The 26631-nt window shown below is 37.6% G+C and carries 35 protein-coding genes; 6 read left to right on the top strand and 29 right to left on the bottom strand.

Annotation, left to right across the window (positions count from 1 at the left end; all coding sequences use genetic code 11):
- The first annotated feature begins 35 nt into the window (after positions 1-35).
- The 4 genes from ACYVM0_RS10250 to ACYVM0_RS10235 all read left to right on the top strand — a co-directional run bounded on the left by ACYVM0_RS10250 (position 36) and on the right by ACYVM0_RS10235 (position 2569).
- Complete coding sequence (locus tag ACYVM0_RS10250) at positions 36-419, top strand: hypothetical protein (RefSeq protein WP_460556440.1); 384 nt, start codon at positions 36-38, stop codon at positions 417-419.
- 70 nt (positions 420-489) lie between these two features.
- Positions 490-1128: a hypothetical protein gene (locus tag ACYVM0_RS10245; protein WP_460556437.1), complete on the top strand. Its 639-nt coding sequence runs from the start codon at positions 490-492 to the stop codon at positions 1126-1128.
- Complete coding sequence (locus ACYVM0_RS10240; RefSeq protein ID WP_460556434.1) at positions 1116-1904, top strand: sensor histidine kinase; 789 nt, start codon at positions 1116-1118, stop codon at positions 1902-1904. Before ACYVM0_RS10245 ends, ACYVM0_RS10240 begins: the two co-directional genes overlap by 13 nt.
- A complete protein-coding gene (locus tag ACYVM0_RS10235) occupies positions 1901-2569 on the top strand; it encodes a response regulator transcription factor (protein WP_460556431.1) in 669 nt (222 codons plus the stop codon). The genes ACYVM0_RS10240 and ACYVM0_RS10235 overlap by 4 nt, the downstream gene beginning before the upstream one ends.
- A 314-nt stretch (positions 2570-2883) precedes the next feature.
- Here ACYVM0_RS10235 and ACYVM0_RS10230 read toward each other — a convergent pair whose 3' ends face one another.
- On the bottom strand, positions 2884-4089 hold the full coding sequence (locus ACYVM0_RS10230; RefSeq protein ID WP_460556428.1) for an exo-beta-N-acetylmuramidase NamZ family protein: 1206 nt from the start codon (positions 4087-4089) through the stop codon (positions 2884-2886).
- A 217-nt stretch (positions 4090-4306) separates the two neighbouring features.
- On the opposite strand from ACYVM0_RS10230, the gene ACYVM0_RS10225 reads away from it, so the two are divergent.
- Positions 4307-5290: a hypothetical protein gene (locus ACYVM0_RS10225; protein ID WP_460556425.1), complete on the top strand. Its 984-nt coding sequence runs from the start codon at positions 4307-4309 to the stop codon at positions 5288-5290.
- Positions 5291-5309: 19 nt separating this feature from the next.
- Here ACYVM0_RS10225 and ACYVM0_RS10220 read toward each other — a convergent pair whose 3' ends face one another.
- From ACYVM0_RS10220 to ACYVM0_RS10090, 27 genes are all read right to left on the bottom strand, one after another.
- Positions 5310-5828: a hypothetical protein gene (locus ACYVM0_RS10220; RefSeq protein WP_460556422.1), complete on the bottom strand. Its 519-nt coding sequence runs from the start codon at positions 5826-5828 to the stop codon at positions 5310-5312.
- Positions 5791-6261 carry a hypothetical protein gene (locus ACYVM0_RS10215; protein WP_460556419.1) on the bottom strand — a complete coding sequence of 157 codons (471 nt, stop codon included), beginning with the start codon at positions 6259-6261 and terminating at the stop codon, positions 5791-5793. The genes ACYVM0_RS10220 and ACYVM0_RS10215 overlap by 38 nt, the downstream gene beginning before the upstream one ends.
- 114 nt (positions 6262-6375) lie before the next feature.
- Positions 6376-6786 carry a hypothetical protein gene (locus ACYVM0_RS10210; RefSeq protein WP_460556416.1) on the bottom strand — a complete coding sequence of 137 codons (411 nt, stop codon included), beginning with the start codon at positions 6784-6786 and terminating at the stop codon, positions 6376-6378.
- 18 nt (positions 6787-6804) lie between these two features.
- Positions 6805-7278 carry a DinB family protein gene (locus ACYVM0_RS10205; protein ID WP_460556413.1) on the bottom strand — a complete coding sequence of 158 codons (474 nt, stop codon included), beginning with the start codon at positions 7276-7278 and terminating at the stop codon, positions 6805-6807.
- Positions 7279-7379: 101 nt separating this feature from the next.
- Positions 7380-7994 (bottom strand): hypothetical protein, encoded by a 615-nt coding sequence (locus ACYVM0_RS10200; protein ID WP_460556410.1) that lies wholly within the window; start codon positions 7992-7994, stop codon positions 7380-7382.
- Between the two features lie 152 nt (positions 7995-8146).
- A complete protein-coding gene (locus ACYVM0_RS10195; protein ID WP_460556407.1) occupies positions 8147-8539 on the bottom strand; it encodes a hypothetical protein in 393 nt (130 codons plus the stop codon).
- A 254-nt stretch (positions 8540-8793) separates the two neighbouring features.
- Positions 8794-9360 (bottom strand): DUF4256 domain-containing protein, encoded by a 567-nt coding sequence (locus ACYVM0_RS10190; RefSeq protein WP_460556404.1) that lies wholly within the window; start codon positions 9358-9360, stop codon positions 8794-8796.
- 34 nt (positions 9361-9394) lie between these two features.
- Positions 9395-9982, bottom strand: a complete 588-nt coding sequence (locus ACYVM0_RS10185; RefSeq protein ID WP_460556401.1) for a YdeI/OmpD-associated family protein — start codon at positions 9980-9982, stop codon at positions 9395-9397.
- Positions 9979-10368 (bottom strand): DoxX family protein, encoded by a 390-nt coding sequence (locus ACYVM0_RS10180; RefSeq protein WP_460556398.1) that lies wholly within the window; start codon positions 10366-10368, stop codon positions 9979-9981. The genes ACYVM0_RS10185 and ACYVM0_RS10180 overlap by 4 nt, the downstream gene beginning before the upstream one ends.
- 6 nt (positions 10369-10374) lie before the next feature.
- Positions 10375-10842, bottom strand: a complete 468-nt coding sequence (locus tag ACYVM0_RS10175) for an SRPBCC family protein (protein ID WP_460556395.1) — start codon at positions 10840-10842, stop codon at positions 10375-10377.
- Between the two features lies 1 nt (position 10843).
- A complete protein-coding gene (locus ACYVM0_RS10170; protein WP_460556392.1) occupies positions 10844-11164 on the bottom strand; it encodes an ArsR/SmtB family transcription factor in 321 nt (106 codons plus the stop codon).
- Positions 11165-11352: 188 nt separating this feature from the next.
- A complete protein-coding gene (locus ACYVM0_RS10165) occupies positions 11353-11886 on the bottom strand; it encodes a hypothetical protein (protein WP_460556389.1) in 534 nt (177 codons plus the stop codon).
- Positions 11887-11998: 112 nt separating this feature from the next.
- A complete protein-coding gene (locus ACYVM0_RS10160; protein WP_460556386.1) occupies positions 11999-12280 on the bottom strand; it encodes a hypothetical protein in 282 nt (93 codons plus the stop codon).
- Positions 12281-12324: 44 nt separating this feature from the next.
- Positions 12325-12939, bottom strand: coding sequence for a hypothetical protein (locus ACYVM0_RS10155; protein WP_460556383.1), 615 nt, complete (start codon positions 12937-12939; stop codon positions 12325-12327).
- Positions 12940-13064: 125 nt separating this feature from the next.
- Entirely contained in the window at positions 13065-13586 is a 522-nt protein-coding gene (locus ACYVM0_RS10150) for a hypothetical protein (RefSeq protein WP_460556380.1), read from the bottom strand.
- Between the two features lie 349 nt (positions 13587-13935).
- Positions 13936-14757, bottom strand: coding sequence for a hypothetical protein (locus tag ACYVM0_RS10145; RefSeq protein WP_460556377.1), 822 nt, complete (start codon positions 14755-14757; stop codon positions 13936-13938).
- Positions 14758-14760: 3 nt separating this feature from the next.
- The gene (locus tag ACYVM0_RS10140) at positions 14761-15645 is read right to left on the bottom strand and encodes a DUF488 domain-containing protein (RefSeq protein ID WP_460556374.1); all 885 of its coding nucleotides are present in this window, start codon (positions 15643-15645) and stop codon (positions 14761-14763) included.
- A 227-nt stretch (positions 15646-15872) separates the two neighbouring features.
- Entirely contained in the window at positions 15873-16565 is a 693-nt protein-coding gene (locus ACYVM0_RS10135; protein WP_460556371.1) for a carboxypeptidase-like regulatory domain-containing protein, read from the bottom strand.
- A gap of 201 nt (positions 16566-16766) precedes the next feature.
- A complete protein-coding gene (locus ACYVM0_RS10130) occupies positions 16767-17348 on the bottom strand; it encodes a hypothetical protein (protein ID WP_460556368.1) in 582 nt (193 codons plus the stop codon).
- A gap of 115 nt (positions 17349-17463) precedes the next feature.
- On the bottom strand, positions 17464-18180 hold the full coding sequence (locus tag ACYVM0_RS10125) for a hypothetical protein (RefSeq protein ID WP_460556365.1): 717 nt from the start codon (positions 18178-18180) through the stop codon (positions 17464-17466).
- A gap of 58 nt (positions 18181-18238) precedes the next feature.
- Complete coding sequence (locus ACYVM0_RS10120; protein ID WP_460556362.1) at positions 18239-18985, bottom strand: hypothetical protein; 747 nt, start codon at positions 18983-18985, stop codon at positions 18239-18241.
- Between the two features lie 190 nt (positions 18986-19175).
- Positions 19176-19979 carry a hypothetical protein gene (locus ACYVM0_RS10115; protein WP_460556358.1) on the bottom strand — a complete coding sequence of 268 codons (804 nt, stop codon included), beginning with the start codon at positions 19977-19979 and terminating at the stop codon, positions 19176-19178.
- A 240-nt stretch (positions 19980-20219) separates the two neighbouring features.
- Positions 20220-20813, bottom strand: a complete 594-nt coding sequence (locus tag ACYVM0_RS10110; RefSeq protein WP_460556355.1) for a hypothetical protein — start codon at positions 20811-20813, stop codon at positions 20220-20222.
- A gap of 280 nt (positions 20814-21093) precedes the next feature.
- Complete coding sequence (locus tag ACYVM0_RS10105; protein WP_460556352.1) at positions 21094-21423, bottom strand: hypothetical protein; 330 nt, start codon at positions 21421-21423, stop codon at positions 21094-21096.
- Positions 21424-21659: 236 nt separating this feature from the next.
- Positions 21660-22094 carry a hypothetical protein gene (locus ACYVM0_RS10100; RefSeq protein ID WP_460556350.1) on the bottom strand — a complete coding sequence of 145 codons (435 nt, stop codon included), beginning with the start codon at positions 22092-22094 and terminating at the stop codon, positions 21660-21662.
- A 266-nt stretch (positions 22095-22360) separates the two neighbouring features.
- Positions 22361-23059: a hypothetical protein gene (locus ACYVM0_RS10095; RefSeq protein WP_460556347.1), complete on the bottom strand. Its 699-nt coding sequence runs from the start codon at positions 23057-23059 to the stop codon at positions 22361-22363.
- Positions 23060-23332: 273 nt separating this feature from the next.
- Entirely contained in the window at positions 23333-23959 is a 627-nt protein-coding gene (locus ACYVM0_RS10090) for a hypothetical protein (protein ID WP_460556344.1), read from the bottom strand.
- Between the two features lie 869 nt (positions 23960-24828).
- Between ACYVM0_RS10090 and ACYVM0_RS10085 the strand changes: the two genes are divergently transcribed.
- The gene (locus ACYVM0_RS10085) at positions 24829-25641 is read left to right on the top strand and encodes an ATP-grasp domain-containing protein (protein WP_460556341.1); all 813 of its coding nucleotides are present in this window, start codon (positions 24829-24831) and stop codon (positions 25639-25641) included.
- A 231-nt stretch (positions 25642-25872) separates the two neighbouring features.
- Here ACYVM0_RS10085 and ACYVM0_RS10080 read toward each other — a convergent pair whose 3' ends face one another.
- A complete protein-coding gene (locus ACYVM0_RS10080) occupies positions 25873-26298 on the bottom strand; it encodes a hypothetical protein (RefSeq protein WP_460556338.1) in 426 nt (141 codons plus the stop codon).
- Between the last annotated feature and the right edge of the window lie 333 nt (positions 26299-26631).

Genomic DNA, 26631 nt, shown 5'->3' with positions numbered 1-26631 from the left:
TATATTTGGTTTTATTTAATAAAACCCCCCATTTTATGAACAATCAAATCGTTCCCGGAGCACAGGATACTATCTCCCTGAAAGAAGGAGAAGCCATTACCACTAACTGGCGTGCTTACATTCAGAATTACGAACCTGCAGACAAGTACATCAGGGCCTTTAACATTCCGATGGTAGACATTACCGAGCTGGCAGAATTTTACAAGTGCACTTCAGTAAGGGCCTATCTTGCAATGGAGATACCCGGCGATATTTCAACACTTAAAATTATACTTGTACCGGTAGATGCTTTAGGTAATGATATATTAAGTATCCCGGGAGTTGATGGTGCTACTGCAACCGAGCAAAGTACTATTTACGATCTTACCAGCCCATGCCCGCAGATTTGTGATATTAACAGTCCGCTGTTTCAGAGTTAAGTTTTTGATTATTATTCAATAAAAGCGTACTGTTTTATAGCAGTCGCTTTTATTGTCTTTATAAAAATGTATGTTTAGTAAAGTATTCGTCTCGGTAATTGTGCCACTCACCATTTTATTACCCATTGGCACCGGCGTGGTTTACTATAGTAAATTAAAATTGTATGCAAAAACCATATTCTGGTACCTGGTCATTTCTGCTGTAGTCAATACCATCGGCACCATTTTAGGCAGGGGGTATCATATCAACAATTTGCCACTGATACATTTGTTTACGCTTATAGAAATGCTGTTGCTCTTTTACTTTTACCGAACGATACTGGATATTGAAAAGAAAAATAAATGGTTTAATATTTTAGTAGGTGCTTTTGTATTGGTGAATTTTGCCAACATGCTTTTTTTTCAAAGCATCTTTCAATACAATAGTTATACCCGTACCATTGAAGCTTTTATATGCATCCTGCTTTCCTTAAATTATTTTGCCAAACTGGCCGCCACAGAAACTAAAGTAGTATCACAACCCGGATTTTTTTTTAACGCAGGCATTTTTCTTTATTTTTCCGGGGCATTTATGTTGTTTATATTTTCTAATTTACTGATCACAAAATTAAACACGGCCAATTTTTTAATACTCTGGAATATTCATGCGGTGTTGTTTTTTATTATGTATATTTTCTTTACCATTGGATTTGTATTATGCAGAAAGTAACGGACAATATTTTTTTACTGGTGCTGTTTGCCATGACGGGTACATTTATACTTGCTGCTGCATTTGTTTACTTCTTTCTTAAATACCAGCGCAGGGTGGCTTCACAAAAAGAAGCCATGCAAAAGGCAGAAGTGGCCTATAGCGAACAATTGCTGAATGCCACTCTTTTATCGCAGGAAGAAGAGCGTAAACGTATTGGCCGCGACCTGCATGATGATGTAGGGGCCTCTTTATCCAATCTTAAAATGATCATGGCGCAAACCGTTACCGTTGCAGAAGGTAAACCGGAATACAAACCGATGATCGATAAAATAATTACCACCGTGCGTACTATTTCTCACAGCCTGTCGCCGCCGGGACTGGAGCTTTTTGGATTAGAATATACCTTGCACGAATTATTTGACGGCTTTGCTGCAGGTGGTGTGATTGCGATAGATTTTAAAAATGGCCTGGGAGAACAATTAGATACATTAAATGACCAGGCCGCATTGGCCATATTCAGGATAATGCAGGAGCTGTTATCCAATACGGTAAAACATGCGGGTGCAAAAAACATCAGTATTACAACTTTTGCAGAAGAAAATGCTTCGGTAATCACATACCAGGATGATGGCAAGGGTATGGATAACAGTGCAGATAAAAAAAATGGTATGGGGATGCAGAATATTATGGCCCGGCTTAAAATGATTCAGGCAAGCGGCGCAATAACAACAGCTGCAGGCGAAGGTTTTTTTATTAAAATTACAATACCACAACAAGCAACAATTACAATATGAGCGAAATATTGATTTCACTGGTAGATGATCAGCAATTGTTCAGAAGCGGCCTGGCAGGTTTAATACGTTCGGTGCCGGGGTTTACATTATTTTCCGAAGCAGAAAACGGGAAAGTTTTTATTGAACAATTAGCCAACAGCAGCCGGTTACCCGATATTGCCTTAATAGATATGCACATGCCCGAAATGAATGGCGTGGAGTTGAATGATATCCTGCAAAAAAAATATCCTGCCATAAAAGTTTTGGTGTTATCGGTATACGACCAGGAAAGATTTATCGGCAAAATGATTGAAGCCGGTGCCAGCGGCTACCTTACTAAAAATTGTGAGATAGAAGAATTGGTTACCGCCATCAACACTGCGTATAAAACCGGTTTTTATTTTAACCCGGTTACGCTTAAAGCCATGCATAAAGCATTGCAGTTCCGCTCCGGCGATATCCGCAGCCTCAATAATATTTCTATTGAACTTACCGCAAGGGAAAAAGAAGTATTGTCGTTGCTGTGCAAAGAGTTCACTAATACAGAAATTGCAGAAAAACTATTCATCAGCCCCCGTACCGTAGAGGGGCACCGCAATAACCTGCTCTTAAAAAGCGGTAGCCGCAATACTGCCGGCCTGGTAATATTTGCCATTAAGAATGGCCTCTTCGAAATTGGGTTTTAATAACCCTGCCACCCCGTATAACTACGTGGTTGCAAAAACGTGGTAAATACGCTGTTTTTTTAACTAACAATACTTTCTCTTTGTTTCTCAACGAAGTATATCTAAGGCTTGCTTCGTTGGTACGAAGTCGCTGATCAGTATTTGAACATACTAACGATTTCCTTTAACCCGTACTCAAAAGTTTCCCGCCTGTATTGTAACAGGTACAGGCTTTCAGTGGTTTTAAAACACGAAGCCGCCCTATTCCTGGGGCGGTTTCTTTATAGTATAAATTTTTGTAAACGGGAAAAACTGGCGCTTTACAATGCTATTGTTTACGGATACAATAAATATTTTTTACGCATGGTTTTATATTGGGATAGTTGGGGTTCCCACGAATCCTGTATTTCTTTTACTGATTTGCCTGCAGCGATCTGTTTTTTAAATTGAGCATCACCTGCAAGGCCATCAATATTGCCTATTTGATTGCTCTGCGTACGATCGAAAAATTTATCCTTGTAGGGATAGGCTTTATATAATTCCATCATCCATTGCAGGTTTATTCTTTTGCTCTTTCTCAATTCGTTCACATCATATTTTCTCAGGTCGATACCGTAGCAGGCTTCGTTCATATGCAATGGTGTTTCACTCATGCCTGCAATGCTTACAGGGGTAAATGAAAAACTGTATTTATCTTTTAATGCCGGCGCACCCAATACCGTAAACGGAAAATAAGTACCACGGCCAAGATTAAGTATGGTGCCTTCAAACAAACAGGTAGAAGGGTACAGCAGTATACTTTGCTGCGTATTTAAATTAGGAGAAGGTTTTACAGGAAGCGTATAGGGCATATCATGTGTATAATTAGCCACAGGAATAATTTTGATCCTGCATTTCATTTTATTCAGCAACCATCCCTCGCCGTTAAGCATTTGTGCAAATTCACCAATCGTCATGCCGTGTGCAATAGGTATGGGAAACCTGCCAATGCCCGATGTATAGCGCATGTCGAGCACAGGGCCGTCTACCAGGTAGCCATTAGGGTTAGGACGATCTAATATCAGCAACAGTTTATTGTTTTCGGCGCAGGCATCCATTACTTCTTTTAATACATTGATATAAGTATAAAACCTGCAGCCCACGTCCTGTATATCAAATATCATAATGTCAACATCAGCAAGGTCTGCTGCCGAAGGTTTATGTTTGGCACCGTATAAAGAAATTATTTTTATGCCTGTGGCAGAATCTTTTTCATCACTTACATTGGCCCCATTGCTGGCATTGCCGCGAAAGCCATGCTCAGGGCCAAAAACTTTTACAATATTGATGCCTCTTTTGATCAGGCTGTCTACCAGGTGTTTTTTACCAATGATAGTAGTAGGGTTGGCAAGAATGGCTACCCGTTTATTTTTCAGGTCGCCGATATATTTTTCAGTTTGATCTGCACCCGTAATAATAGTTTTGGCAGCCGCTTTTTGTGCCGCTGCAGAAATACAGCAACAGGTGCCTGTTATCAGCAGCAAGGCATAAAATAATTTCATAGATAATAATTGTTTATAAGGCCGCATCCGTACAAACCTGCAAACGGATGAATTACAGGTTGAAGTTAGGTATTAAAAATGAAAAGTTTTGTGTACGCCTGTGGCAGAAAAATAACAGCATTTTATATTTGTAAAATTGAAATTCTGCTTTCTGTATACAAAAATGCTGTACCTTAAATACAAAATAAAAAAGTGTAGTCATTACAATTATTTTTCTATGACCCTTAAAAGATTATTGCTCCTGCTGATGGTGGTACTGGTTTCACCTGTTGTGTTGGCACAAAATAATATCAATGGTGTTTGGGAGGGCAAATTCCTGGCTGCCAATACCGACCTGGGCGAACCAAGGCTGGTGGTGGAAATATATAATTTAAAAGATTCGGTGTTTACAGGCGTTACGCACCTTTATTACCAGGGCAATAAATACGAGCATTATAAAATGGTAGGCAGTTACAATAAAAAAAATGGTGTGCTCATGTTTTTGGAAGCCTCCACCATTGCCGTTGACCTCGGTATTTATTCCAATTGCCTGGGTACCTACACTACCGTATTACGAAAGGATGGCGATAAAATGTTCCAGTTTGGATATTGGGTATCTACTATAAAAAATTGTTCGCCTACCACCAATATATGGTTGCAAAAAAGAGAAGAGTTGATAAAACCGGCACCGGTTGAAAATAAAAAAAACACCGGAGTTAAAAAACCTCCGGTAACAGATAAACCTGCCGCTACACCTTTAAAAGAAAAAACGGGTGTGCCTGTCATTACCATTCCTTCTGAAACACCTGTTGTAAAGAATGCGCCGGCAATAAAAACTGCGCCAGTTGTAATGCCGGCAAAAATTGCCCAGCGTGAAACAGATGTACAATCGCTGATAGAGATTGCACCTGCAGACAAAGATTCTATTAAAGTAGATGTGTATGACAACGGGGAGATAGACGGTGACTCCGTTTCGGTATACGAAGAACATATGATAAGGGTAAATAAAAAAATGATCACCGCAAAGCCCATTACTTTTTACGTAAGCCTCGACAAAAACGTAAATCCTATTGCTCATTTACGCCTGGTAGCAGAAAGCCTTGGCTCCATTCCGCCATGCACCGCACTGATGGTGATCACTACAAAATCCAAACGATACGAAGTTCGGTTATCCAGTAACTTTAGTAAAAATGCTACGGTGGAATTCTTTTTAAAAGAGTAATTCAATACCCGGTAAAAATTTATAGCCGGAGTAATTTTTTAATAGCAGTAAATAAAGGCTCCGGGTACAAATGCGTTATTGCAAATGCCGTTACAAACCAGCCGGTAATTAATAGTGTGGACTCCGGTATTTTTTGTGTTATAAATCCTGCACCACGGGCAACAATTTCTGTTACAATAAATTGGGGCTGTACAGATAAAAAACAACAGCCAATACCCGCCGTTAGCAATAACAACGGCATAACCGGATGCCGGTACCACCAGTTAAATAACTTTGGTATCAACCGGATGGGCATGCCAAGTAAAAAACTACCTGCAATAGTGCCGCTGATTAAAAGGAAAGGTAATACCAGTAAATAGATGATCTCGTTTATAAGGTCAACCTCTTCATATGCCGGCGGGCCAAAGCGGAGGTACAATGACGACAGTATGATCAATGCCATTACCAGGCGTGTAAATAATGAAGTTAATGTATTGCTGTTTTCCAAAACTAAAATTACATTATGATGGTGTGGTTGTTTTTCTTCCGGCAATGGCACTGATACTTTTAATGACAAGCATGCAAAACATGATCCAGCTTTTTGCCTGCAATAAATAGTAGGCCATTGCTGTTGTAAAACTGATGAATATAAAAGGATTGTTGTGGCCAGCCCTTTTTACCACAGCAGCAACAAGCAGCAATAATATCATTACAATAAACAGGTTGATCACGAAAAGTTTTAGAGGTATCCTGATCTGTAAAAGCTGTATTATAAACAGCAGTATCCCCGGCACGAGCAGTAATAATACGGCACCTGTAATTATTTTTACAGGAGTAATTGTTATGTAGATATCGTGTGCCCAGTGAGCCTGGCATTCGGTTACATAGCGCAGGGCATATAATATGCAAATGATGCCGGCTGCAATATATGCAACAGCTACCTGTAAGGCCCTGCTTTTAAATGGTATGGTATCAAGTGAAGCTGTCGCCACGCTATGGAAAGGTTTACAATACTTTACTTAAAGATAACGAAAACAGGTGGTGGTTTATGCGATACGCATACAGTGGGGTTGAACTTTAACAGCGATCGAGGGATAAAAATATTACTACTTCGATAATTCTTTTTTCAGGTCCCATAATTCACTATATGGTGCCCTGTCTTTATTCTCCCATGATTTTTTTGCTTTGATGCGGTTGTTAATAGCTTTTATAGTGGCTGTTTTATTTTTTATGAAAATGGGTTGTATTAATGTTCTTGTCGGAAAATCGGTAGGGTCGTAATACATCCACACATCCAGGAGTATGGGCAGGTCTGCAGGCTGGCAGGATGCAGTAAGCGTTTTAAAGGATCGTGTCATCAGGGCTTTATTATCTTCACCATCTACACTTTCCTCGTACTTAACATACTCCTTAAATATTTTAGTGATCACCTGCCGGGGTGTAGCAGGCTTTTTTACCACCTGCGCCTGCAAACTAATAAAAGTGCAGAGGAATAATAAGGTAAAAATATTTTTCATTATCAAGGTATGTAGTGATCAATTGAGTTTCCTGTACCGGGTACCGATATAATCAACAAAATCAGGGTCGATACCTTGTTGCCGCAACAGGGTTTGTATTTGTGCCCGGTGGTGTATGGAATGATAATTTAACTGCAATGCAATGTCTTTGGGGGTGGCAGCCCAGGCACTGTTATCAAAACCAATAAAACTAACTTCAGTGCTTAATTCGTCTTCCGTTCTTTCAGTTATATAATGCAGCCATGGGTTTAAGCTTTTTGTCCATTCTGTTGCTAACTGATCAAATGCATACACCGGTTCCCACCAGCTCAATTGACTGGCATTGGCATCCTGCATTATTCTTGCCATCCATTTGTATTGGCAATTGATCAGGTGGCTGAATAATTGTATCGCTTCTCTTGCATCAGGCAATAATTTTATTTTATCCAATAGTTTTTTATTGGTATCGCTGTTGTAGTTAAAAGTGTCGAGTAAATAGGTGTTCAGCAGCATAGTGTGACTAAATGTTTTTAAATTGTTACGGTCAGCAAATGTAATATGTGCCAGCTTTCGTGAAATTAATATTGTGATTGTTCATTTGCGGTATCCCTGATTTAGTAAGGATATTTTTCCTTCCGCACATATTCCAAAAATAAACCAAAATAATCTTTTGTGATCCTGGCAAATTGAACATCTACGGTATAATCAGGATGATGATATACAAACGTTATGCCTGTTGTTTTTAATTGGCTTCTTACAGGCGAGTCGGAAAAAACAGTATCAATGCCACTGGTGCTTGTATCACGGGTACTGCCCCTGAGCAATTGTACTACACCGGCATAAGCAGCTTCGGCATCTGCAGCAGATGCATAGTAATACCGCAGTTTAAGGATCAGGTCACGGGTGTAGTCATTATTTTTCTTTCTTGTTGTACTCAATACGCCACTATATCCCCAGGTTAAGTCCACTTCCAGTGAATCGGGATTTAATCTCACTACACCATTATCTGTACACAATCCTGAATAGGCTTCACCAAAAATATCAATAGAACCGGTAGTTGTGGTATCAGTAGAATGAAATCTTTTTTCAGTCCGGAGTTGTTCCAGTATTATTTTCCTGGAGGCATCCAACGGCAGGCCTAAAAATACCTGCTTTACAATTTCAGCACTTTGTGCCATAGATAATAGTGGTAAAAGAGGGACCAGCAATACAACGAAAATTCTTTTCATCAGAATAGTATTATACCTGCAATTATGTTAGCTGCTTTACTATGGCTTGCCATAACCTTTAAAAGCTGCTTTGGGGGATCGGTTTTGTAAATAGTATAACAAGTGTATGGTTTTAACCGGGCATTAACCCTTCCTGGTTTTATCGGCGACAATTATTTTATACCACCCAGCAGGCCCGGTAATTCAAACTCTTTGGGAAGTGCCTGTTGTTGTTTACTTATTACGATGAGATTTTTTTTCTCCAGTTCTAATAACTCCCAAATGATCAGATGGTCCAGGCTTTCGGGAATGGTATCCGTAAATTGATCGGCCACAAAATAAATAAATGCTTCAATAGTTTGCTTTCCATCAGCAGCTATAAAAAGATTCCGGGGCCAGTCGTTTAAAGTAATTACATCCAGGTTTTTGGGGTCAGTAACCAACAGGCTTTCATCATCTACCATCGACCATTCTGTATTTCTCCCGAAATAAAAATGTTTTTTATAAAAAGTATTTAAAAGCCTGAAGTCGGGATATTTACTTTTCTTTTTAAAAAAGCTGAACATGCTTAAAAAGAATTTTATTTTTTGATTAATGATGTAACAACAGCACAAAGTTATCTACAATTCCTGTCTGTAACCAACAGTAAGATGAGGGTAGTAATCCGGTAGGGTGGCTGTACACCAGTTGCTTTGCACAAGATAAAGTAAATGTAGTATTTCTGGCGGGGAGGTACTGATAGTTAGCCTGCATCTTGCAAAGTATGCAACAAAATCTCAAAACCAGCTCATCCCCGCCCGAGGCGAGGACGACGCAAATTTTATACCCTTAACAAACCACGGAATGCCCTTGCGGCATAATAGGATTCTGCGCCATTGTGGTATAAAAAAACAGTGTTGTAGCGGCGGTCGCAAAACACAGCACCGCCGAGTTTTCTTATGGCAGCAGGTGTTGCTATCCAGCTGGAGGTTTTGGTGTCAAAACTTCCCAATTGCTGCAGTGCCCGGTATTGTGCTTCGGTTAAAAGTTCAATGCCCATATCGGCAGCCATTTCAACAGCACTGTTTTCCGGCTTATGTTCTTTACGTGATTCCAGTGCTTCATGATCGTAGCAAATACTCCTGCGGCCTTTCGGGCTTTCTGCCGAGCAATCATAAAAAATATATTCTCCTGTTTTTTTATCGTAATCAACAACATCCGGTTCGCCGCCGGTTAGTTCCATTTCATTAAGCGACCATAGCCTTTCTGTATTAGCTTCCAGCTTTTTTTGTACTGTAGTCCAGTCATGACCGTTATGCCGTTGCATATTTTTTTCAAAACGGCTTTTTAAAATGCTGAGTAATTCTTTTTGCTCTTGTGGTGATAATTTCTTTTTATTGCTTTTCATATTTTACCGTTATCATTGTTTAAATAAAAATCTGCTAGTCATTCAATCCCTTGCCGGCGAGAATGCCTGGTATACATTTTTCAACTCTCGACGCACGGGTGGCAGATTGCTTGGGTTGAGAAAAATAAAAAATATACGCTCTCTGCCGTCCCGGTGTTAATGCATTAAAAGCAGTTTTTAAGGCAGGCTTTTTATTTAATTGATGTTGAAACTCTTCTGGAATTGTAAAATCAGCTGTCTGCTTTAATTTTACTTTGAGGCCTGCTTTTTCTACTTCAATGGCTTCATAAATATAGGCCTTCAATGTTTTTTGCAGTTTTACTACCTGGCTGGTATTGGTAAAGCGAACCTGCCTTGCCGCCTGTACATTTGCTGTTTGCTGAATAAGGATACCCCCGGCATCATGTAACAAAGCGCCTTTAAAAAACAAAAAGGCACAATACTCTTTAAACACATGTATCAAAACAATATTGGCCTTATTCAACGTGTAACAGGGGCAACCCCATTTCAACTCTTCTGTAAGGCCGCAATCAAGAGCGATCGTTCTCATTTTTTTGATCTCTTCCTGCCATTTGCCGGCTTTGCTAAAATAAAAATCAACTTTTGGATTCATGCTGTTCATGCATTAAAATTAATTGAAATTATTTTTCTGTCAGCAGGCCTTAAATACCAGGATACCGCTGTAAGGATAAGTAATAGAACAGGGCCAAAAAATTCTTTGGCGGCATCACCGCAGGCTAAATGAGAAAACACTGCACCCGACATGGCAAAAAAGAAACCGGCATACGCCCATTCTTTTACCAGAGGAAACCGGGGAAGGAGTACTGCAATAACGCCCAGTATTTTCCAGGCACCAAGCAGGGTGAGTACATAACCGGGATAACCCAAATGTGTGAACATTGCTGCCTCTTCTTTTTGTTTCAGTAACTGTACTATTCCGGTGGATAGCATGCCTAATGCCAGCCAGCCGGTAGCGATCCAATAAATGATCCTGTTTCTTTTTGTCATGCTGTACTATTTTAATTGGTTAACAAAATCCTGCAACCTGTTATGCGCCATATTTAAACCTTGTGCAAAAGGCAACTGCAGCATCTGATCTCTTAAGGCCACTGATTTATATACTATCTGCATGGTGAGTTTGCTGGTATCATCAGTCAGTTTTTCAAAAGTTAAAAATTCAAGTTGCACAGCGAAGGGTGTATTCTCCATTTCAAATGTCCTGGTGATCTTCTGGTTGGCTGCAAACTCAGCCAATACGCCATTGGCTTTAAAAACTACGTTTCCTTTGGCATCGCTTGTTTCAAATTGATAACTGCCGTGTTTTTTATTTTCCAGCTTCAATACTTTTGTGCCCATCCATTGCTCAACAATTTCAGGCTCTGTATATGCCTTGAATAATAATTCCAGTGGCAGGTCAAATTCCCTGGTGATCAGTAATTCCTGTTTGCCATCTTCGGCGTGTATTTTTGTTTTCAGTTCCATATTATTTGGGTTTATATTTTTTCATGATGCTTTCTAACTTGTTGAACCGCTCGTCCCACATCTGGCGGAAGGGCTCAATAAAATCGGCTACGGCTTTCATTTTTTTGGGATTAAGGTGATAGGTAATTTCCCTGCCGTTCTGTTCCTGTTTAAGCAATTCGCATTCGGTAAGTATCTGCAGGTGTTTGGAAACAGTGGGCCTGGCCGTATCAAAATTGGCGGCTATGGCGCCTGCCGTCATCGATTGCGCAGCCACCAATAACAATATGGCCCTTCTTGTAGGGTCGGCAATGGCCTGGAATACATCTCTTCTTAAATTCATTATGTAGCTATTTGGCTACAAATATATATGTAGTTATTTGACTACGCAAATTTTTTTGGAAGATTTTTTTAACAGGGGTATAAGAGGGAGGGAGGAGGTGAGGAATACTATGTTTATCAGCAGCGAATCTGCTGAACCCGGTATTCAATTAACAGCAGGCTATGAATTTGCGGATAAACCTTAAGCAGTTATTGTGCTGCAACTTCAATTTGCCAATCGGTACTGAAGTCTTTGTTCAGCAGCAGGTTCAGGTCTATGTATTTGGCAGAGCCTTTTACAATAAAATGTAAATCTGCCTGTCCGGCCGTGCCCTGGGAACCTGTTGAAACAGAAATGCCGCCGAAGGGTACAAGAAAAACGCTGTTAACAGTACCGGTTTTACGCTGTATCTCCGGGCTGGTCTTTATATAATGCACAGCACTGTCAAAGGCTGAAGTTTGTGGTATGGCAAAAAACAAAATGCTTTTAATAACGATGATAAAAACAGATACTCCAATAATAATTTTTTCAAAAAGTGTTTTTTTATTTTGAAGTTTCTGGTATTTGATTCTGTCACGTACAATAAAAATTATTGCAAACCAAAATAAAACCCAACCAATTGTTTTGCTTTCCCAAAAAAAATTAATTCCGGCAACCCTGCATAAGTAGCCATAAAATAAAAAAGCAGCTGTAATAATTATCAATTTTTTTGTTATGCCGGAAAGTGTATTAAAATGTTTCAATTGTTGGTGTTTAGTTTATTATTTTTAATCGGATAGCTGCAGGATTTACGTATATATTACCCGGCAATGATTTTAAATAAAGGCCTTTGATAATGCAGTAATACTATTTATTTTATTGCTCCTCTTCTGCTTTCTTACCTGAAACGCTCTCCCCATCTATATCCGCCGATGCTCCCATGCTTCCAAAGAAGTTGGAAAGGTCGTACTTTTTGCGCACTTTTTCAGCAAAGAAAATACCGGATACTATACCAGCTGCAGCAATAATTATCGACACCAACAGGTTTGAAGTATTTGTTACATACAGGCAGTAAGCCACAAAAGAAAGTATTCCTGCAGGTACAATAAATATCCATAACCAGTATACCGAATTTATAAAAAACATAAATATTTTCATCTATTGTTATTTTAAGTAAAGGCAGGTTTGTGTTGTTCTTTGTTTTACGCATTTGGTGGCAACAGCCTGGTCTGGTTTGGAGGGTTTGAAAACCGTTTCCGGATCTTATAAATCAAATAGCCCGAAATTAAAATTCCAATTGCAAGCACGCCTTTATCACCAAGTAAACCAACGATATAATCGAATGCTTTTCCTTTACCACTGTTTACTTCTTCAGCAGTGCCATTTTTTATGTCCATTGCGTGGTACCAGGTAAAAGCAGTAAATCCGATTGTTGCAGAAAGCCCGATTAAATAGTTTTTTATGGCTTTAAATGGTGACAAAGTTTCGTGGATTGAAGTAAAATATCTTTCCTGCTCAAAAAATGTAAAAAAGGTAGCATAATCTGCCGGGTCGCTAAACGAAAATTCACATTCGGCCGGAATGCCGGCAAAAGTCTTATACTTTATTAATACATCTTTATCATTGTCTTCTTTTTTAATTGATTTTATTGCGTCATATTTTATTTCCACTTTTGTGGCTAATGAAAGCGTTTTTGCAAATGCTGCTCTGAAAGTGTCAACTGAGTCAGCAGTTGACGAAGAAAATTTTAATGAATTTTCATCTGCAATAAATGCTGAAATTTTATTGCCTGTTATTGAAAATACTTTATCAATCATTGGAGTTTTAATTTTGTTAGTTCAATCGCTTTGTTTGGTTTTGTCGGCGATGACAGCCCGTATGCAGGTAGTACATTTTCGTGATGCCTGCATTGCTTACTGCAAATTAGCATCGCCTGCCGTTGTTATTTATGCTTTGGCATGAAGGCAAATTTAAGTTTACTGCCGGCGGAATCTATAGTTGGATAAATATCATCTTTAGTATTTTCAATTCCATCAATACCAGAAGAAAAGACGAGGTATTTATCCCCGAGATTTTTATAATTGTAGTATGAATTTTTAGATCCCCAAACTGCAACAGGATCATTAATTGGCGCAAAAGTTACATCGGATAATAATTGAGGTAAGCTATCCGGGTATGATCCGTGTTCTAATTTGTAGAACTCTATATTTCGACATAGACTGTTTAACGATTTTTGAGATATATCTGCAAAACCATTTCTGACTTTCGGGTTCTTAAAGAGAGAGAATAATGAAGAGTAAATAATAATTGTGAAAATAATACATCCGGCGCCGACTGCAATTAACCATTTATCCTTATATCGAATAATGCCATAAAGTATTAGTGCTATACCTACAAATGCACCTACAAGTGGTATTAAACCTAACAATCCTAATAAGTATGGGGGTTTGGTGTTTTTTGTCATGGTAGTAGTCATTTGAGTTTGATTGCGGCCAACTTTTGGGGCTTATAGTTATTCCGGAATTTATGTTCCTTCCGTCAGAAACTTAAGCTCCATTAAAAATATAGTGATGAAGTTAAATTAAAAAGCTGATTAGTGTGCTGCCTGCCGGAACTACGACGATTGGGTATTTAATTGATGAAAGCAAGAGCAAAAATTACAACTTGAACTTTAGGCAGATTCTGAAGATCGGATTTGTAATAAGCAGATTCCGGGAGGAGGAATACTGCCAATGATTTCTCCTGCTTTATACCCCAAATGCACAAACTCTTTTGTCGCCTGCTTTGCATTCCTGAAGTACTAGCATCATGAATTAGAATAATGATGTTTGTTCAATTTTTTTAGGGTGAAATGTCCCAATAATTACAAATGGATTTGGTGCTCTAAGGTGGTGTACCCTTGTTGTTCCTAAGAACAGGTATAAGTCTTTCGTTTTAGCGAAGTCGTCAAAATATTTCTTCCTTACATCTTCACAAGCTTTATCTTCATTACCTTCGTGTCTTTTCAAGCAATTCCAATATAGCTGCCCAATTTCCCAATCTTCAATCATTAATGTTCTTTCTTTTTCATCTTCACTTTTGAACTTGTATGAAAATTTGTAAGGAAGTTTCTTTACGACTTCAAAAGGGTTTTCTGAATTCTTAAAAAGGTCGAGTTGCTGCGCATTAGCTTTAAGTTGAGCTAACTTTTCTTTATCCCAGTCTCTCTCTGTGTGTTCAATTTCAAAACTTAATATCTCTGTCGGCTTGAAAACGGCAAGTGAGGTATATTTTTTGGGGTCTTTTGCCTCCGCAATTAGGTCAGTCATGTTGGTGTGTACATTTTTAAGTACTATTTCCTTTCGAAGTCTCCAACTGTCCTCTGTTCCAAAATGATCAACAATCTTGAATGCAGTTTCTATCGACTTGGGTTTATGACTTTCTAGGCGGAAGTCTGAATGGTTCCTTTCAAGGTCTACTTCAACCCAATCATATTTGGTATATTGTTTATCGTATTCAAGTTTACGAAATGGGATTGGGTAAACTCTTATCCAACTTCCATCTTCGAGAAAACCTGCAGTGCACACAAGTTCGTCATACTTGCTTGAAAGGGTCGGGTAGGTTTTAACAGCAATTAGAACTTTGGTCAATGCCATAAACTAAATATGTTTTAATTCATAATGCCATTCTGGTAATGTAGTAATTGCCTCAGCTAAATATTTTCTATGGCATTGGCAAATGTCCGCTTCAAAACAAGTTAAGGCGATTCTTTTTTTGTTCTTTAATAAACTCAAAATTTGCTGCTGCTGGCTGGTTGTTTTCTTTAGGTTTTGTTTTTTGTAAATATTAAAAAGGGTATCGTAATCATCCTGAGTTTTTAATTCTTGTCTTTGGTCAGATTGAATGCCTACTTCTGGAATATGCAAATACTCAATATTTAAACTTGCACAAAAAGATTTTAATTGTTTTTTGGAGAAACCAAATTTCATGCTTAAAGCATTATTTCTGACATCAACTAAAACTTTCACATCGTATTTAATCAGCCTATTTAAATATTCTTCTAAAGAAATACCTTCGTAACCAATGGTGTAAAGTGTTGTCTTATTATTAAATGGTTTTGCATTTAAAACTTTTCTATATTGTTCGTCCGTTAAAATTTCTTTAGCTTTAATGCTATTAATTGCATAGTACTGATAATTCAAATAAGTCAATTTCATCAAAGAGTTAGGTGTTAATTTGCCGTATGTGTTTTTGATTTCAATTAATATTTTTTTATCATTTTCTCTAAGGGTTTTTACGTGGTCAACCTCCCCGATTTTTGTAAAGCTGATTTTGTCTTCCGATAATTGTCCGTGACCAACCATTGCAGTAAGGTCAGCGTTTGCTGAAAAGGAATAACAGCCATATAGATAAGGTACAAAGTCATAGTCAGGCTTCGTTTGCCTGTTAGCAAATAAAAAAAGCAGTTTTTGCAAGGATATTTTGGGTAAACGTCCGTCAAAAGCTTGCAAAAGAGCCAATATTATTTTTCGTCTGTAAAACATGTTACGAAGTTACAAAATTTGTCGTAAAGGATTATCTTAAAAGTCGTCTATTGCAAGTTTAAAAGTAGTTGCCCGGCAGGATTTATAGGATGCCGCCACATTCATGGCGAGAAAGTGTTTGTGAAGCCCGGAAAATAAGCCGATACCTGACTGTACAGTTGGTGATTATAAATTAGCTGATGTTAGTTTCTTCAACCACACTTGCAGCAAATTTTAGTTATGCGTAGTTAGTTTTTTAGTTTTTCTAATTCTTCCTGCATTTTACGATCAATAAAATAGCCATTGCCACATTCCCAGTCCGACGATTTGTAACCGAACAGGCGCTCTTTACCTTTGACATCTGTAATTCTGATTCCAATTATTTTAAAGTCTAAAAAATCTGTCATATTGAAATTTGAGTCACTAACTACTTTATTTACTTCAAAGCAAATAGTCGAACTGTCAGCGAGCTCTGCAGTAAAACCCCTGTAAATTCCAAATGGTGATTGCACCAGGCTGCAGGAATTTATATCAAGTTTATATCGGTTGATCGCTTCTTTTACTGAAATACCTATATGAGATTTGTTAATTTTTTTGGAGTCGTACCAAAATTCTTTTCTGCTTCTTAAAATAATAGGAGTATCTGTAAGTAAATTTAAAGTACCGGTTTCATGATACATACTTTTTGAGAAAAATGCTTTTTTTTCAAAATATAAATAGGCAGTGTATTGTAATGGTTCAATAAAACTCAACTCAAATTTGCCATTCTTGTCACTGAATGTTTTTGATAATTGCATCGAATCTGCTCGCCCATAATAAATTGTAACATTATCAATAGGCACATTGTTTTGATCTACGAGCTTTCCTGAAATCGTGATTTTCGGTTGTCCAAAGAGCGACAAAGAAAATAACAAAAGAAATGATGTAAGTAACTGTTGCATAAAATTTCGTATAACGTTCGGGGCCGCAGGGCTGGTAGTGTATAACTGTCCACCGGTCGAGTGAAGCCGATTGAAAAACTGACCTTGAAGTTAACAACAAAAAGCTATACAAAAATACGCCTGCCGCAACCGCTGCTGATAGCAAACAGAAAAGCGGGAATTGATTTGTTTTTTACACAGTTGATGTAAGTCGCATTGTTGTCACCCGTAATTAAAATAGGTGGTTATAGAACCTTTACTTTTTGCATACTCTAAAAACCGTTTAAAATTTCTCAAATCCTGCCCGAAGTTATTGCCAATATAGCCTTTCCCTTTGTCAATATTGAAATCTGCAAAATAATATTTGTTATCAAGCGTGTCTTCACCGTGGTCGTCTAACAGTTTGTGTAGATTGTCAATTGATGATAACTTCACGATGAGCGCATCTATTGTCTGTAGAACTTTGTCAATGTTGCCTTTTAAGTTTTCTTTCTGCTGTTTTGCACGGTCTGATATTTTTTGCCTTTCTTCTTCGGTGTCAGCTGTCTCAAGAAAGAACTCCAGTTCTTCACCGCTGTCGCTACCGTAAGTGTCCATTGCTAAAATCGGTGAGATGTCAACCGAAGTAATTTTTCCGATTTGTTCAAGTTCTGTGTCGCCACTAATTACATAGAGTCTGCACATTAAATTGCAAAAAGTTCTGCTAAGGCTATGCTTGTTGAAATAATCATGTTTAGGGTCGTGATAATCACCGGAATAAATTTCTTTACTGTTGTTGGTGCAGATTGTGATGTCTGGTCCCATGGTTGAATTAACGTGATGTATTTTTACAATTGCAGCTAACGGGCTGGCCTGGCAAAGTGGGGGAGTGTTGTTCCGTCCGCTTCTGTTTTATCAAGCCTGGTGTTAGGGATAATTTTTACTGTACATAAATTTCTTCAAACTTATATGTCTTTGGCAAATTATCAAAGAGGTCTTTCGTAATAATAATTTTCAGAGTCTTGTCATCAATTGCAAAATTATATACCGAAAAACACCTCATATAACTCTTACTTTGTCCGTTTATTTTTACGCTACTAAAATCTGTGGAAGTTGAAGAAGCGTCTGATGATAAACCAGCTATTGAATAGCGCTCCTTAAATTTTACAAATTCTTTTGTCTCCGGCTCGGTTGCTATTGAAATGGAGTTCTCACCTTTATATGTCGTCTTTTCATTTGCAGGAATTCTTTGCTCAATTATTATACAAAATGTCGAGTCACTTTTTTTTACTTTTCTGAACCAAAGCCCTCTGTCAACATTAGGCAATGGATCAATCACCTCATAAGATATTGTATTTGTTGTGTAGGCAACTCCATTTAATGAAAGTGTCAGCGGGCCTAATTCATTAATTCCCTTTTTTAATGCTTTTACTTTTATTTTCATTTCCCCGCTTTCGCCGGCAATATATTCACTCACAATTTGTACTTTGTCAGCTATACTTTTAAAGATTTCCGATTTTAAAGTTTTAATATCCAGTGTCAATTCAAATTCGTCTCCAATCCTTGGCTGTGGATTTGAAATTGAAAGTTGCAACGTTTGCGCCTGTCCATAAAATAAAATAACTAAAAAAAGGAATGCCAGGAATAATTTCTTCATAGTATGATGATGTTACTTTAAAATTGCCAATACAATGTTGTGTGCTGCTCTTTTTTGTTTAGCGTAAATTGGGAAATGGCAGTCTGTACGTCAGTGAGTATTTCTCTCCGTTGATTTCTACAGCCTGGTTTTCTTTTAAATTTCCTAACAATTTTATGAATTCGCCAAAGTGGCTTTTGTCTAAATAAATACTGTACAGGTCATCGTTTCTTTTGATCGTTGAACTACTTTTTATATCATTCCATTCTTTATTCCATTCCAATGGTTTTTCGGGTGAATGACTGTACTTTGATGCCATTACTTCAAAGGTATCAGGTAACCACTCTTTTGCACTGTCGGCATCAAACTTAATGATGTTGTCATAAACCGTTAAGAAATCTTTTGGGGTTTTCTGTCTTGCCTCATTTTTAATATCACGAAGCCGGCCATATACACTAATTTGTCTGACGGTATCAAAATTTAAAAGCATAATATTTGTTGGCTGGTCTGTCCAGCCTGAAGCCTCGGTATAATCTTTTTGTTTCATTAAATTGTCAGTAATGCCAAATGATTTAATGATTTTTTGTGTCGTTTCTTTGTTGTTTGTGGTTTCAAAATACTTCCACTTATTGTCTGCAATTTTTTTGTAAATAATTTGTCCATTCTCATAAAGGGCAAAAGTCGGAACATCAGAACCTATCACCATAAGCCAGGGGTCTGTTTCAACCAGCACAACAATTGGTTGTCCATATTTCTCATTAAAGGTTTGTCCAAATGAAACGGTCAGATTCAATGTCAGTAAAATTGTCAAAATTATTTTTGTCATACGGAGTATTTCTTTAAAATAGTACACAATGCCCGGAACGCCGGTTAAATGTATAACTAAAAGCCGAAATTTAGTACTGCTGGCCGGCAGCATTACGTCCGCCGAAACTAAAGCAGGGATATGCACTGCCGATGGTTACTGCAACGTTTTGTCTCAATTGTACAAAACCTGATAATGTATGCATATCAATCTAAATTGTATGTCCTGCCAAAATGAATTTTACTATGCTGCTGATTTTATCACTGGAATAAATACAACCACGACAGATATTTAAATTGCCTTTTTTGTTTTTTATTATGGTAATTAACCTCGCTTGTTCTGCTGTCAATTGGTAACCTTTCTTTTTAAGTTGGTAAAGGCCGTCAATTCCGTAAACTTGTCTTTCAGTATTTGTAGATTTTAACCACTTTGTTAAAAGTTGGACATTTTTATTTTCTACTATCACGTCATTTTCTTCTCTCATCTCAGGTTTTTGTCCAGCTATTGAACAGGCTGAACCATAAACGTTTGAATTATTGAAAAGTTCTTTTTGATTGATGCTGTCACTATAGGTATTAAAAAAATCTCTTTTCAAGTCTGCAAATAAAATGTCGTTACAAAAACTTTCTGTAATGTTTAATGTGAAGTCGTCCCAACTTGGTCCATTACTTTCCTTTTCGGCAAAGTCATAGTAGATTATTTTTTTGGATGTCGCCAAAACGTTAATACGATAACGTTGAACTGTACTAATATTTGGTTCGGTTTCACTTGCAAAACTTTCATCTGCATCAATTATACACTCCTGGAAAGTAGTAGTTAAATCTCTTTTTAGCTCCCAGATTGCTCTTGTCTTACTGTTAGGATCTACTCTCGTATATTTTTTAGAAGCAGCGTCAATGTAAGTTTTAAAAGCTATGAAATCTTTGTTCGCCAAAAGTTGTTTAATTTTTTGTAGAGATTGTCCGCTTGCCCGGAGTGTCAGTATTAAAAATGTTATGGTTACTAATACTTTCAAAATCGGAAGTCTGGTTGTGTACAACGTTCTTGGTTTGCTGCAGCGCTGTTATTTTATAACTACCCTCCCGGCAAACGATGCCGAATGATAAACTATTATTGAAGTTAACAACAAAATGGCAAATAGAATTAGCTTTTTTGAAACCGCTGCTGATTGAAGCTGCCTGCCGGCAGGCAGCTTGGCTGAAGGTAGTTTGTGAAGCCCAATTTGCATAAATCCCTATTTGTTTAAGACAAATTTCTACAATTTGGCGTCAACTCGAAACCATTTATTGTTGTTTTTGTCTATAAATGAAACGATGCCTTTTTCCTTTTCAAATGTAAAATTTTTAATTCCTTCATTTATATTCATGCCTTGATATTGAGCTTTTGATTCGTCAAATATGGTTATTGTATTTGTGTCAATTATCAGAACGTCAAGATATTTATCATCAAAAATTAATCCTAAAAAACAAAATTCCTGTCCATTAGTTGCCGGTGAATCAGAAGATTTTATTATGTCATAAAGATTTGTCTGAGCTCCAACTTCATTGGGATCAATAATTTTATGATAGCTTCCAATCGACAATCTGTAATCTACATTATAGGAATAGTTGTTATAATAGCCCTGTTCTAAATTTCTTGTTTGATTAACTTGATATATAGTTTTATAAAAAATAATTGTGTCTGATTTTTCATAAATTGATTTATAGATTATTGTGTCATTAAAGACAAATGGTTTCGTGAATTTTAATTCCCGTGTTGAAAATGTCACCTTTCTATACGAACAGCTACAATTGCAAATTGTCATTAAAAAACAAAGAATAAAAAATAATACATTTTTTCTGTGCCACATAATAATTGGAATTTGTCTATCACTGATTGTTTGCAGCCAATGAGCGGGGCTTTGTGCAGGTGTGGCATTCGTATTCCGCTCGCCCACAGCCGCTGCTGATTGAACCTGCCTGCCGGCAGGCAGGAATATAAAGTTGAAATTAAGGACTAAAGTTGATATTTATTCGTCCAGCCCGAACCTCAGTTTGGATTTGTAATTTGCTGAAGTTTATTTTTCCAGCCACACTTGCACAAAACCCGAAGTTGGGCGCAGGCTTTTTAACTCCTGAATATTACAATCTTTACTTTGAGCTAATTTGCTCTCCATTATGGAAAGAATCAGTTGCCATAACTTTTTCATCGATGTCATACATTTCACGTCTGCCATCTAACTGACCTTTATATGAAAATTCTTTTTGCATTTTATTTCCATTATCCCAATACTCTATAGTTAACTTCCTTGCAGTATCCAGTTTATAAGCAAATGTTTTCTTTGTAACTACATTTTTAATACTATCTGTTTTGATAAGCACATAATCAGATTCTACAAAAACACTTTTTGGGTCATGATTATTACTATTACCACAACCGAAGGCGATGAATAGAATGATTACGGAAATTAATTGTTTCATAAAATTGCTTTTGAATGCAGTTGTCGTTTGCTTACGCCCAACGGGCGGGGCTTGCCGCAGATGTGGAATTGACCAACTGTCCGCCCGGCGCCGCTGATGAATTTATTACTGAATTTGAAGTTATGAACTAAAGCTCAATGTTGCCGTGTCCGCCCGAACCAAAGCTGGGCTTTGCACATTGCTGAAGTATGATTGTCCAGCCACTTTTGCTTAAAACCCGATGTTGGCAGCAGTGGTTAATTATTTGGCTGTTGTTTGATGACTTGAAATAACTCTTGCCAATATTTTTTTGTTATAATACCTACATAATATCTACCGGATAAAATGAAATGTATCAATAGAAATAGGAGGTAGATTGGATCTCCGTATATATTAAATGAAACTTTGTCTTCGCCCTTTCCGAATCCCATGCCAAATGTCGTTATTCCATTTGTAAATGAAATTGCTCCGAATAGTCCGAGAAATAGAAGCAGTCCGAGAGCAATAACGCCAACTTGATGTCGCCAGATAATTAGAAATATAATAAGTGGTAGTAAAATAAAACCAATTATGTTAGGCCATACAATTTGAATGTTAGATGTTCTAAGTATCCATATCAAATTTATTGCGTAAACCAAAAGAATTAAAAGAGGTACAAAGTCTAAAATATATTTGATTTGTTTTTTTGCCATTTCGTAGGGTTTGTATCATTGCTGCCAACGGGCAGGGCTTACTGCAGGGCTGGAATTCATTGCTTGTCCGCCCGGAACCGCTGCTGACCTGCCTGCCGGCAGGCAGGTTAAAGATATAAAAGTACAGTTTAACAAACAAAAGCCCAGCAATGTTTGTCCAGCCCAGATGAAGCACAACAGCAATAAAATGACCATTGCTCCAATGTCCAGCCAGCCTTGCAGCAAACCCAATGTTGCAAGCAGTTTTAGCCCACGGTGATGAAAAATTACCAAAATTTCCACCAAGGTTTTTTGTGTTTGTTTGTTGCCGAAGCTTTTGATGTAACACTCGAAGTCTGGATCTTTAATTTTAGGTCTTGTGTCCAAAGTTTAAATACCTCTCCATTCGGATTTCCATTATCGTCAAGAGGGTAAGGTAATTGCAGCCTTTTCATAAAGTCGAGCAATTGCCAGTCTTCATTTGTGAATTCATCGTCTGCATAAGCTTTTACATTTTCTTCCGCTTCTAAATCCCAACGAACTAAATATCTTTCAATGTCTGCCTGCTTAACATTTGTGAAATTACTTGAAACTAGTTTAGCATTTCCTTTCCAACTTTCTATTTCTTCTTTACTAAGGTTGTCGTTCCAATAATCAGGTATTGGATTAAACTGGTCAACTGTCTTGCCATTTACAAAAAGCAAATACATCCATAAATCTCCGTCATGAATATGAAAAGAAAACACCGGTGCATTTAATTCTCTTGATATAAACTCTGATGATTTGTCCCATTCAAGATAGGCGTAAGGATTAAAAATTGTTGTGTTACCGTTTGCTTCTTTAATTACACAGCAGTTGTCGTTGTCTATTGAGATATTTTCTTTCTCAAGTCCGCCACCAACCGATTTTGCATAATTTGTCAAACTGGCTACAACTTCATTTTGAGTCTTACCTACAACGCTGGTAAGTGAAAGGAACATTCCCATAGTAGAGTGCTTTTTAAAATTGCTTGCAACGTGCAAAGCTTTGCGTTCGGTGGGGGAGAGTTGAACTGTCCGCCTGGAACTGAAGCTAAGTTTTGTTGTTATGATGAAGTTAAGAACAAAAGCCCAAAGTTGAAATGTCTGCCAGGAACCAAAGTTGAATTACGCACAACTGCTGAAAATTTGTTTGTCCCGAACTAAAGCCCGGCTTTGCAATTTGCTGAAGCTTAGTTTGTCAAGCCCAACTTGCATAAAACCCCATGTTAGCCGCATTCGTCATAGTGCCAAAAGTTTTGGCTTGTCTGGATAACTATTCGATACAACCAATGTGGTCTGTCCTTTCCATTGCTGCATATAAATATGTTCATTACTGAACCAAAGAGTGTACTGGTCAGATGCTTCTGATAAAAAGTTAAGTTTTAATTCTTTGTCAACATTCTTAGTTTTAAGAAGACGGTCTCTAAAAAGAAGCTCAAAGTTTTTTTGGTTACGCATTTCTTCCCATAAGGCTAAGTGTTCGACTGTCTTGTCAAAACTCGACGCCTTTGCTTCATAATCCTCATAATAAACACCATTTTCATCTAAAAAGAACTGCATTTGATAAAGTGTGGTCGCACAGTCAAAAAAGTATTTTGGTGATGAGGACTCCGATTCTTCAAATTCTACAATCGCAGTCTTACTGGACTTAGGATACCCTCCGTGCCCCTTTATAAGACTGAACTTAATTGGTGCAAGTCCTGCATAAAAAATAAAACCACCAAACTTTTTTTGAAAGTCAATTAATGGTTCAAATATTGGTGCATTATTATAATTGAAGATTTCTCGAATCTCTGAGTCTGTCAGTTGTGAATCTTCTCTTTCAGATTTCTGCAAAAAATCGGATGCTCTTTTTGATAATGTCATACTTGAAGCGGATGTGAATGATTGCGGCTAACGTTTCAGGGCTTTGCGCTGCTGGGGAATTGTTGCTGTGTCCGCCCTGGCTTACCAAAGCCGATTAATGATTTGAAGTTAATAATTAATTCTGAAGTTGAAGTTTAAGTGTCCGCCCGAACCACTGCTGCCCAGAGCTGTGAAAGTTGAGAGACGCTATTCGTCTGCCCCAGTATGCGCAAAGCCCCATGTTAGCTGCAGTTGGTCTCACAGGGTTTTCCGAATAGCAGCTGAGATTTTTCGATTTGAATTTTTTAACGTGTCGGAGTTTTTGTTTTTATCAAATACCCATAAGTCAATTAACTGGTTTTTCCTTATGAAGTTAGATTGTCCCTTCTCGTTCATATGGGGAGGATTTTGCCTGTACACAATTTGGGAGTCTAATTTATTCTCATTATTGTAAATGACTGCTCCAATATTGATCTTATTTTTTTGCAAAATAATTAGTGCTTTGTAAAAAGTCAAACCAACGACATTGGGAATATTATAGATCGTGTCCTCATGTGAAGGAAAATCTTGCCGTTTAAAAACAGCTCGATTTTGACCTAACGAAATGTTTGTCAGTCTCACTAAAAAAATTAATAAAATTAGTATACTCTTCATTGGAATTGCAGCTAACGGGCAGGTATTGCCGATGGTGGGGATTTTATATTCGTCCGCCCGTAACTGAAGCACAAAGGCGTTACCGCTGATGAAGATAACAAATAAAAGAACAATAGAATTACTTCCGCCGAATATGAAGTTGATAGCGATAAAATACCGATGATTACAACTTCATGCCCCGCTTGCACAAAACCGCCTGTTGGCTGCTGGGCGAATTTTTAGACTAAATTTGTTTAATGAACGAAAAGTATAAACATATTCAATGGGTCGTACAACGTAATCTTACAAGTCAGTCAGACTTTGAGCAATTAAAAGAATCGTGTCATAAAATAGGTGTCACATTTATTGAATTCGATATTATTCCATTCACGGCAAAACTCCCAAAATTTGATAGAAGCCGGAACTCTATTATTTATGGGTCAACAACTTTTAACGGTTTGGCTTTTGAAGATGCAAACCTTAGGAAAGGTTTGTTCTTTGATGAAGTTACTTTTTCAATCGAAAACTATATTGAAAAGTGGGGTCGTCACATGCTTAATTATGATGCCTCGGTTATAACATTTAAAGAACTAATTGACGGCAATAATTATAGTCCTGATAAATTACTCTTTATTCGTCCAAACGATGATAGCAAATCATTTGCTGGTGAAGTCAAACGTTTTGATGAGATTGGTGATTGGTACGAAAAACTTAAAGCCGTTGAGAATACCAATTTGTCTCTTGAAAGTAAAATAGTAGTGTCAGAGCCGTACAATATACATTATGAATGGCGGCTTTGGGTTGTCAATAAAAAAGTTGTCGCTGCGTCAAAATATAGAGAATATTTTAAGTTAAGAAAGGAGGAAGGGTGTCCTGCTGATGTTGTTTCTTTTGCGGAAGAAAGATGTCAACAATACACGCCCCACGATGTCTTTGTAATGGATATATGTCTATGTGGCGATGAATATTTTATTGTCGAATGTGGATGTATGAACGGTGCTGGCTTTTATAAAGCAAAGATTGAGAATATTGTTTCCAATGTTACAGAGTATTTTGTCTCCACGGTCTGACTTAGTAAACGGTCAACGCCTTGCAGCCAACGTTCAGGTATTGCCGATGGTGTGGAATTAGCATTCCGTCCAGCCCGGAACTGCCGCTTAGCTTTTTACTAAAGTTAAATGATTAGAACTAATGCTTGGCTCTATTCGTCAAGCCCGAACTACGGCACAATAAAAATACCGCTGCTGATTGTTTGATTGTCCAGCCACACTATTGGCAATACCAATGTTGGGCGCAGCTATTTAGGGTTTGACGTATTTTAGTCCAATAGGAATCATCAATCCTCCCTTGTGATAAATGTCTACATACAAAATGATCTTGGTTTTTGTCACAGAACTAACTAGTTCATACTTATCTAGAATTCCTCCGTCTCCAAGATTTGCGGCTATACCTCCTGGCTTTTCTTTATAATTAGGGTCTACTACACCACTTCTACTTTCAATAGTCAATTCTTGTCCATCTTCTGTTCTTAATCCTTGTAAGAATTTTTTTGAATTAGAAACACCCCCAACAGGGTCGCCTTTTCTCAATTTTAAGGGATTATTAGCTGAATATCCATAACTACTGTCTGTTGATTGTTGAAGTTTTGAAAAATTTTGAGCGAAAGATACGTTTCCAATAACAGTTAGAATAATAGCTAAAAAAATCGGCAATCTTAGAGTATTCATATTGTAGTTTTAAGTGGTGATAACAATTGCGCCCAACGAACAGGGCTTTATGCAGGTTGGGAATTAGAATTCCGTGTGACCGGGCCGCTGCTGATTGAAAATATTTTGATGAAGTTAAAACTAATGCTCAACAATGTTTGTCCAGCCCCGAACTAATGCCTGGCTTTGCACTTAGCTGATGTTCGTTTGTCAAGCCACACTTGAGCAAAGCCCCTATGCAATATAAAATGGCGTTTAGAGGTAAGTAGAATCTAAATTAAATTAGAGCTACAAAATATTATTCACAATATTAAACTCTAAACGCCATGACTAAAGTTACAGCAAGTTTTGAAA

The sequence above is a fragment of the Ferruginibacter profundus genome (assembly GCF_054783275.1).
Note: the sequence above shows the minus strand (reverse complement) of the source record. Positions and strands in the feature narration are given on the sequence as shown.

Bases quoted from the DNA above. Each gene is read 5' to 3' on its own strand.
- ACYVM0_RS10100 (WP_460556350.1), bottom strand. From the start codon at position 22,094: ATGGCAAAAAAACAAATCAAATATATTTTAGACTTTGTACCTCTTTTA.
- ACYVM0_RS10145 (WP_460556377.1), bottom strand. From the start codon at position 14,757: ATGGCATTGACCAAAGTTCTAATTGCTGTTAAAACCTACCCGACCCTT.
- ACYVM0_RS10185 (WP_460556401.1), bottom strand. From the start codon at position 9,982: ATGAACAGCATGAATCCAAAAGTTGATTTTTATTTTAGCAAAGCCGGC.
- ACYVM0_RS10135 (WP_460556371.1), bottom strand. From the start codon at position 16,565: ATGCAACAGTTACTTACATCATTTCTTTTGTTATTTTCTTTGTCGCTC.
- ACYVM0_RS10085 (WP_460556341.1), top strand. From the start codon at position 24,829: ATGAACGAAAAGTATAAACATATTCAATGGGTCGTACAACGTAATCTT.
- ACYVM0_RS10240 (WP_460556434.1), top strand. From the start codon at position 1,116: ATGCAGAAAGTAACGGACAATATTTTTTTACTGGTGCTGTTTGCCATG.
- ACYVM0_RS10230 (WP_460556428.1), bottom strand. From the start codon at position 4,089: ATGAAATTATTTTATGCCTTGCTGCTGATAACAGGCACCTGTTGCTGT.
- ACYVM0_RS10225 (WP_460556425.1), top strand. From the start codon at position 4,307: ATGACCCTTAAAAGATTATTGCTCCTGCTGATGGTGGTACTGGTTTCA.
- ACYVM0_RS10160 (WP_460556386.1), bottom strand. From the start codon at position 12,280: ATGAAAATATTTATGTTTTTTATAAATTCGGTATACTGGTTATGGATA.
- ACYVM0_RS10190 (WP_460556404.1), bottom strand. From the start codon at position 9,360: ATGAAAAGCAATAAAAAGAAATTATCACCACAAGAGCAAAAAGAATTA.
- ACYVM0_RS10245 (WP_460556437.1), top strand. From the start codon at position 490: ATGTTTAGTAAAGTATTCGTCTCGGTAATTGTGCCACTCACCATTTTA.
- ACYVM0_RS10210 (WP_460556416.1), bottom strand. From the start codon at position 6,786: ATGAAAAATATTTTTACCTTATTATTCCTCTGCACTTTTATTAGTTTG.
- ACYVM0_RS10250 (WP_460556440.1), top strand. From the start codon at position 36: ATGAACAATCAAATCGTTCCCGGAGCACAGGATACTATCTCCCTGAAA.
- ACYVM0_RS10120 (WP_460556362.1), bottom strand. From the start codon at position 18,985: ATGACAAAAATAATTTTGACAATTTTACTGACATTGAATCTGACCGTT.
- ACYVM0_RS10205 (WP_460556413.1), bottom strand. From the start codon at position 7,278: ATGCTGCTGAACACCTATTTACTCGACACTTTTAACTACAACAGCGAT.
- ACYVM0_RS10200 (WP_460556410.1), bottom strand. From the start codon at position 7,994: ATGAAAAGAATTTTCGTTGTATTGCTGGTCCCTCTTTTACCACTATTA.
- ACYVM0_RS10140 (WP_460556374.1), bottom strand. From the start codon at position 15,645: ATGTTTTACAGACGAAAAATAATATTGGCTCTTTTGCAAGCTTTTGAC.
- ACYVM0_RS10080 (WP_460556338.1), bottom strand. From the start codon at position 26,298: ATGAATACTCTAAGATTGCCGATTTTTTTAGCTATTATTCTAACTGTT.
- ACYVM0_RS10105 (WP_460556352.1), bottom strand. From the start codon at position 21,423: ATGAAACAATTAATTTCCGTAATCATTCTATTCATCGCCTTCGGTTGT.
- ACYVM0_RS10095 (WP_460556347.1), bottom strand. From the start codon at position 23,059: ATGGGAATGTTCCTTTCACTTACCAGCGTTGTAGGTAAGACTCAAAAT.
- ACYVM0_RS10235 (WP_460556431.1), top strand. From the start codon at position 1,901: ATGAGCGAAATATTGATTTCACTGGTAGATGATCAGCAATTGTTCAGA.
- ACYVM0_RS10195 (WP_460556407.1), bottom strand. From the start codon at position 8,539: ATGTTCAGCTTTTTTAAAAAGAAAAGTAAATATCCCGACTTCAGGCTT.
- ACYVM0_RS10150 (WP_460556380.1), bottom strand. From the start codon at position 13,586: ATGACAAAAAACACCAAACCCCCATACTTATTAGGATTGTTAGGTTTA.
- ACYVM0_RS10125 (WP_460556365.1), bottom strand. From the start codon at position 18,180: ATGAAGAAATTATTCCTGGCATTCCTTTTTTTAGTTATTTTATTTTAT.
- ACYVM0_RS10155 (WP_460556383.1), bottom strand. From the start codon at position 12,939: ATGATTGATAAAGTATTTTCAATAACAGGCAATAAAATTTCAGCATTT.
- ACYVM0_RS10170 (WP_460556392.1), bottom strand. From the start codon at position 11,164: ATGAATTTAAGAAGAGATGTATTCCAGGCCATTGCCGACCCTACAAGA.
- ACYVM0_RS10180 (WP_460556398.1), bottom strand. From the start codon at position 10,368: ATGACAAAAAGAAACAGGATCATTTATTGGATCGCTACCGGCTGGCTG.
- ACYVM0_RS10110 (WP_460556355.1), bottom strand. From the start codon at position 20,813: ATGTGGCACAGAAAAAATGTATTATTTTTTATTCTTTGTTTTTTAATG.
- ACYVM0_RS10090 (WP_460556344.1), bottom strand. From the start codon at position 23,959: ATGACATTATCAAAAAGAGCATCCGATTTTTTGCAGAAATCTGAAAGA.
- ACYVM0_RS10175 (WP_460556395.1), bottom strand. From the start codon at position 10,842: ATGGAACTGAAAACAAAAATACACGCCGAAGATGGCAAACAGGAATTA.
- ACYVM0_RS10130 (WP_460556368.1), bottom strand. From the start codon at position 17,348: ATGGGACCAGACATCACAATCTGCACCAACAACAGTAAAGAAATTTAT.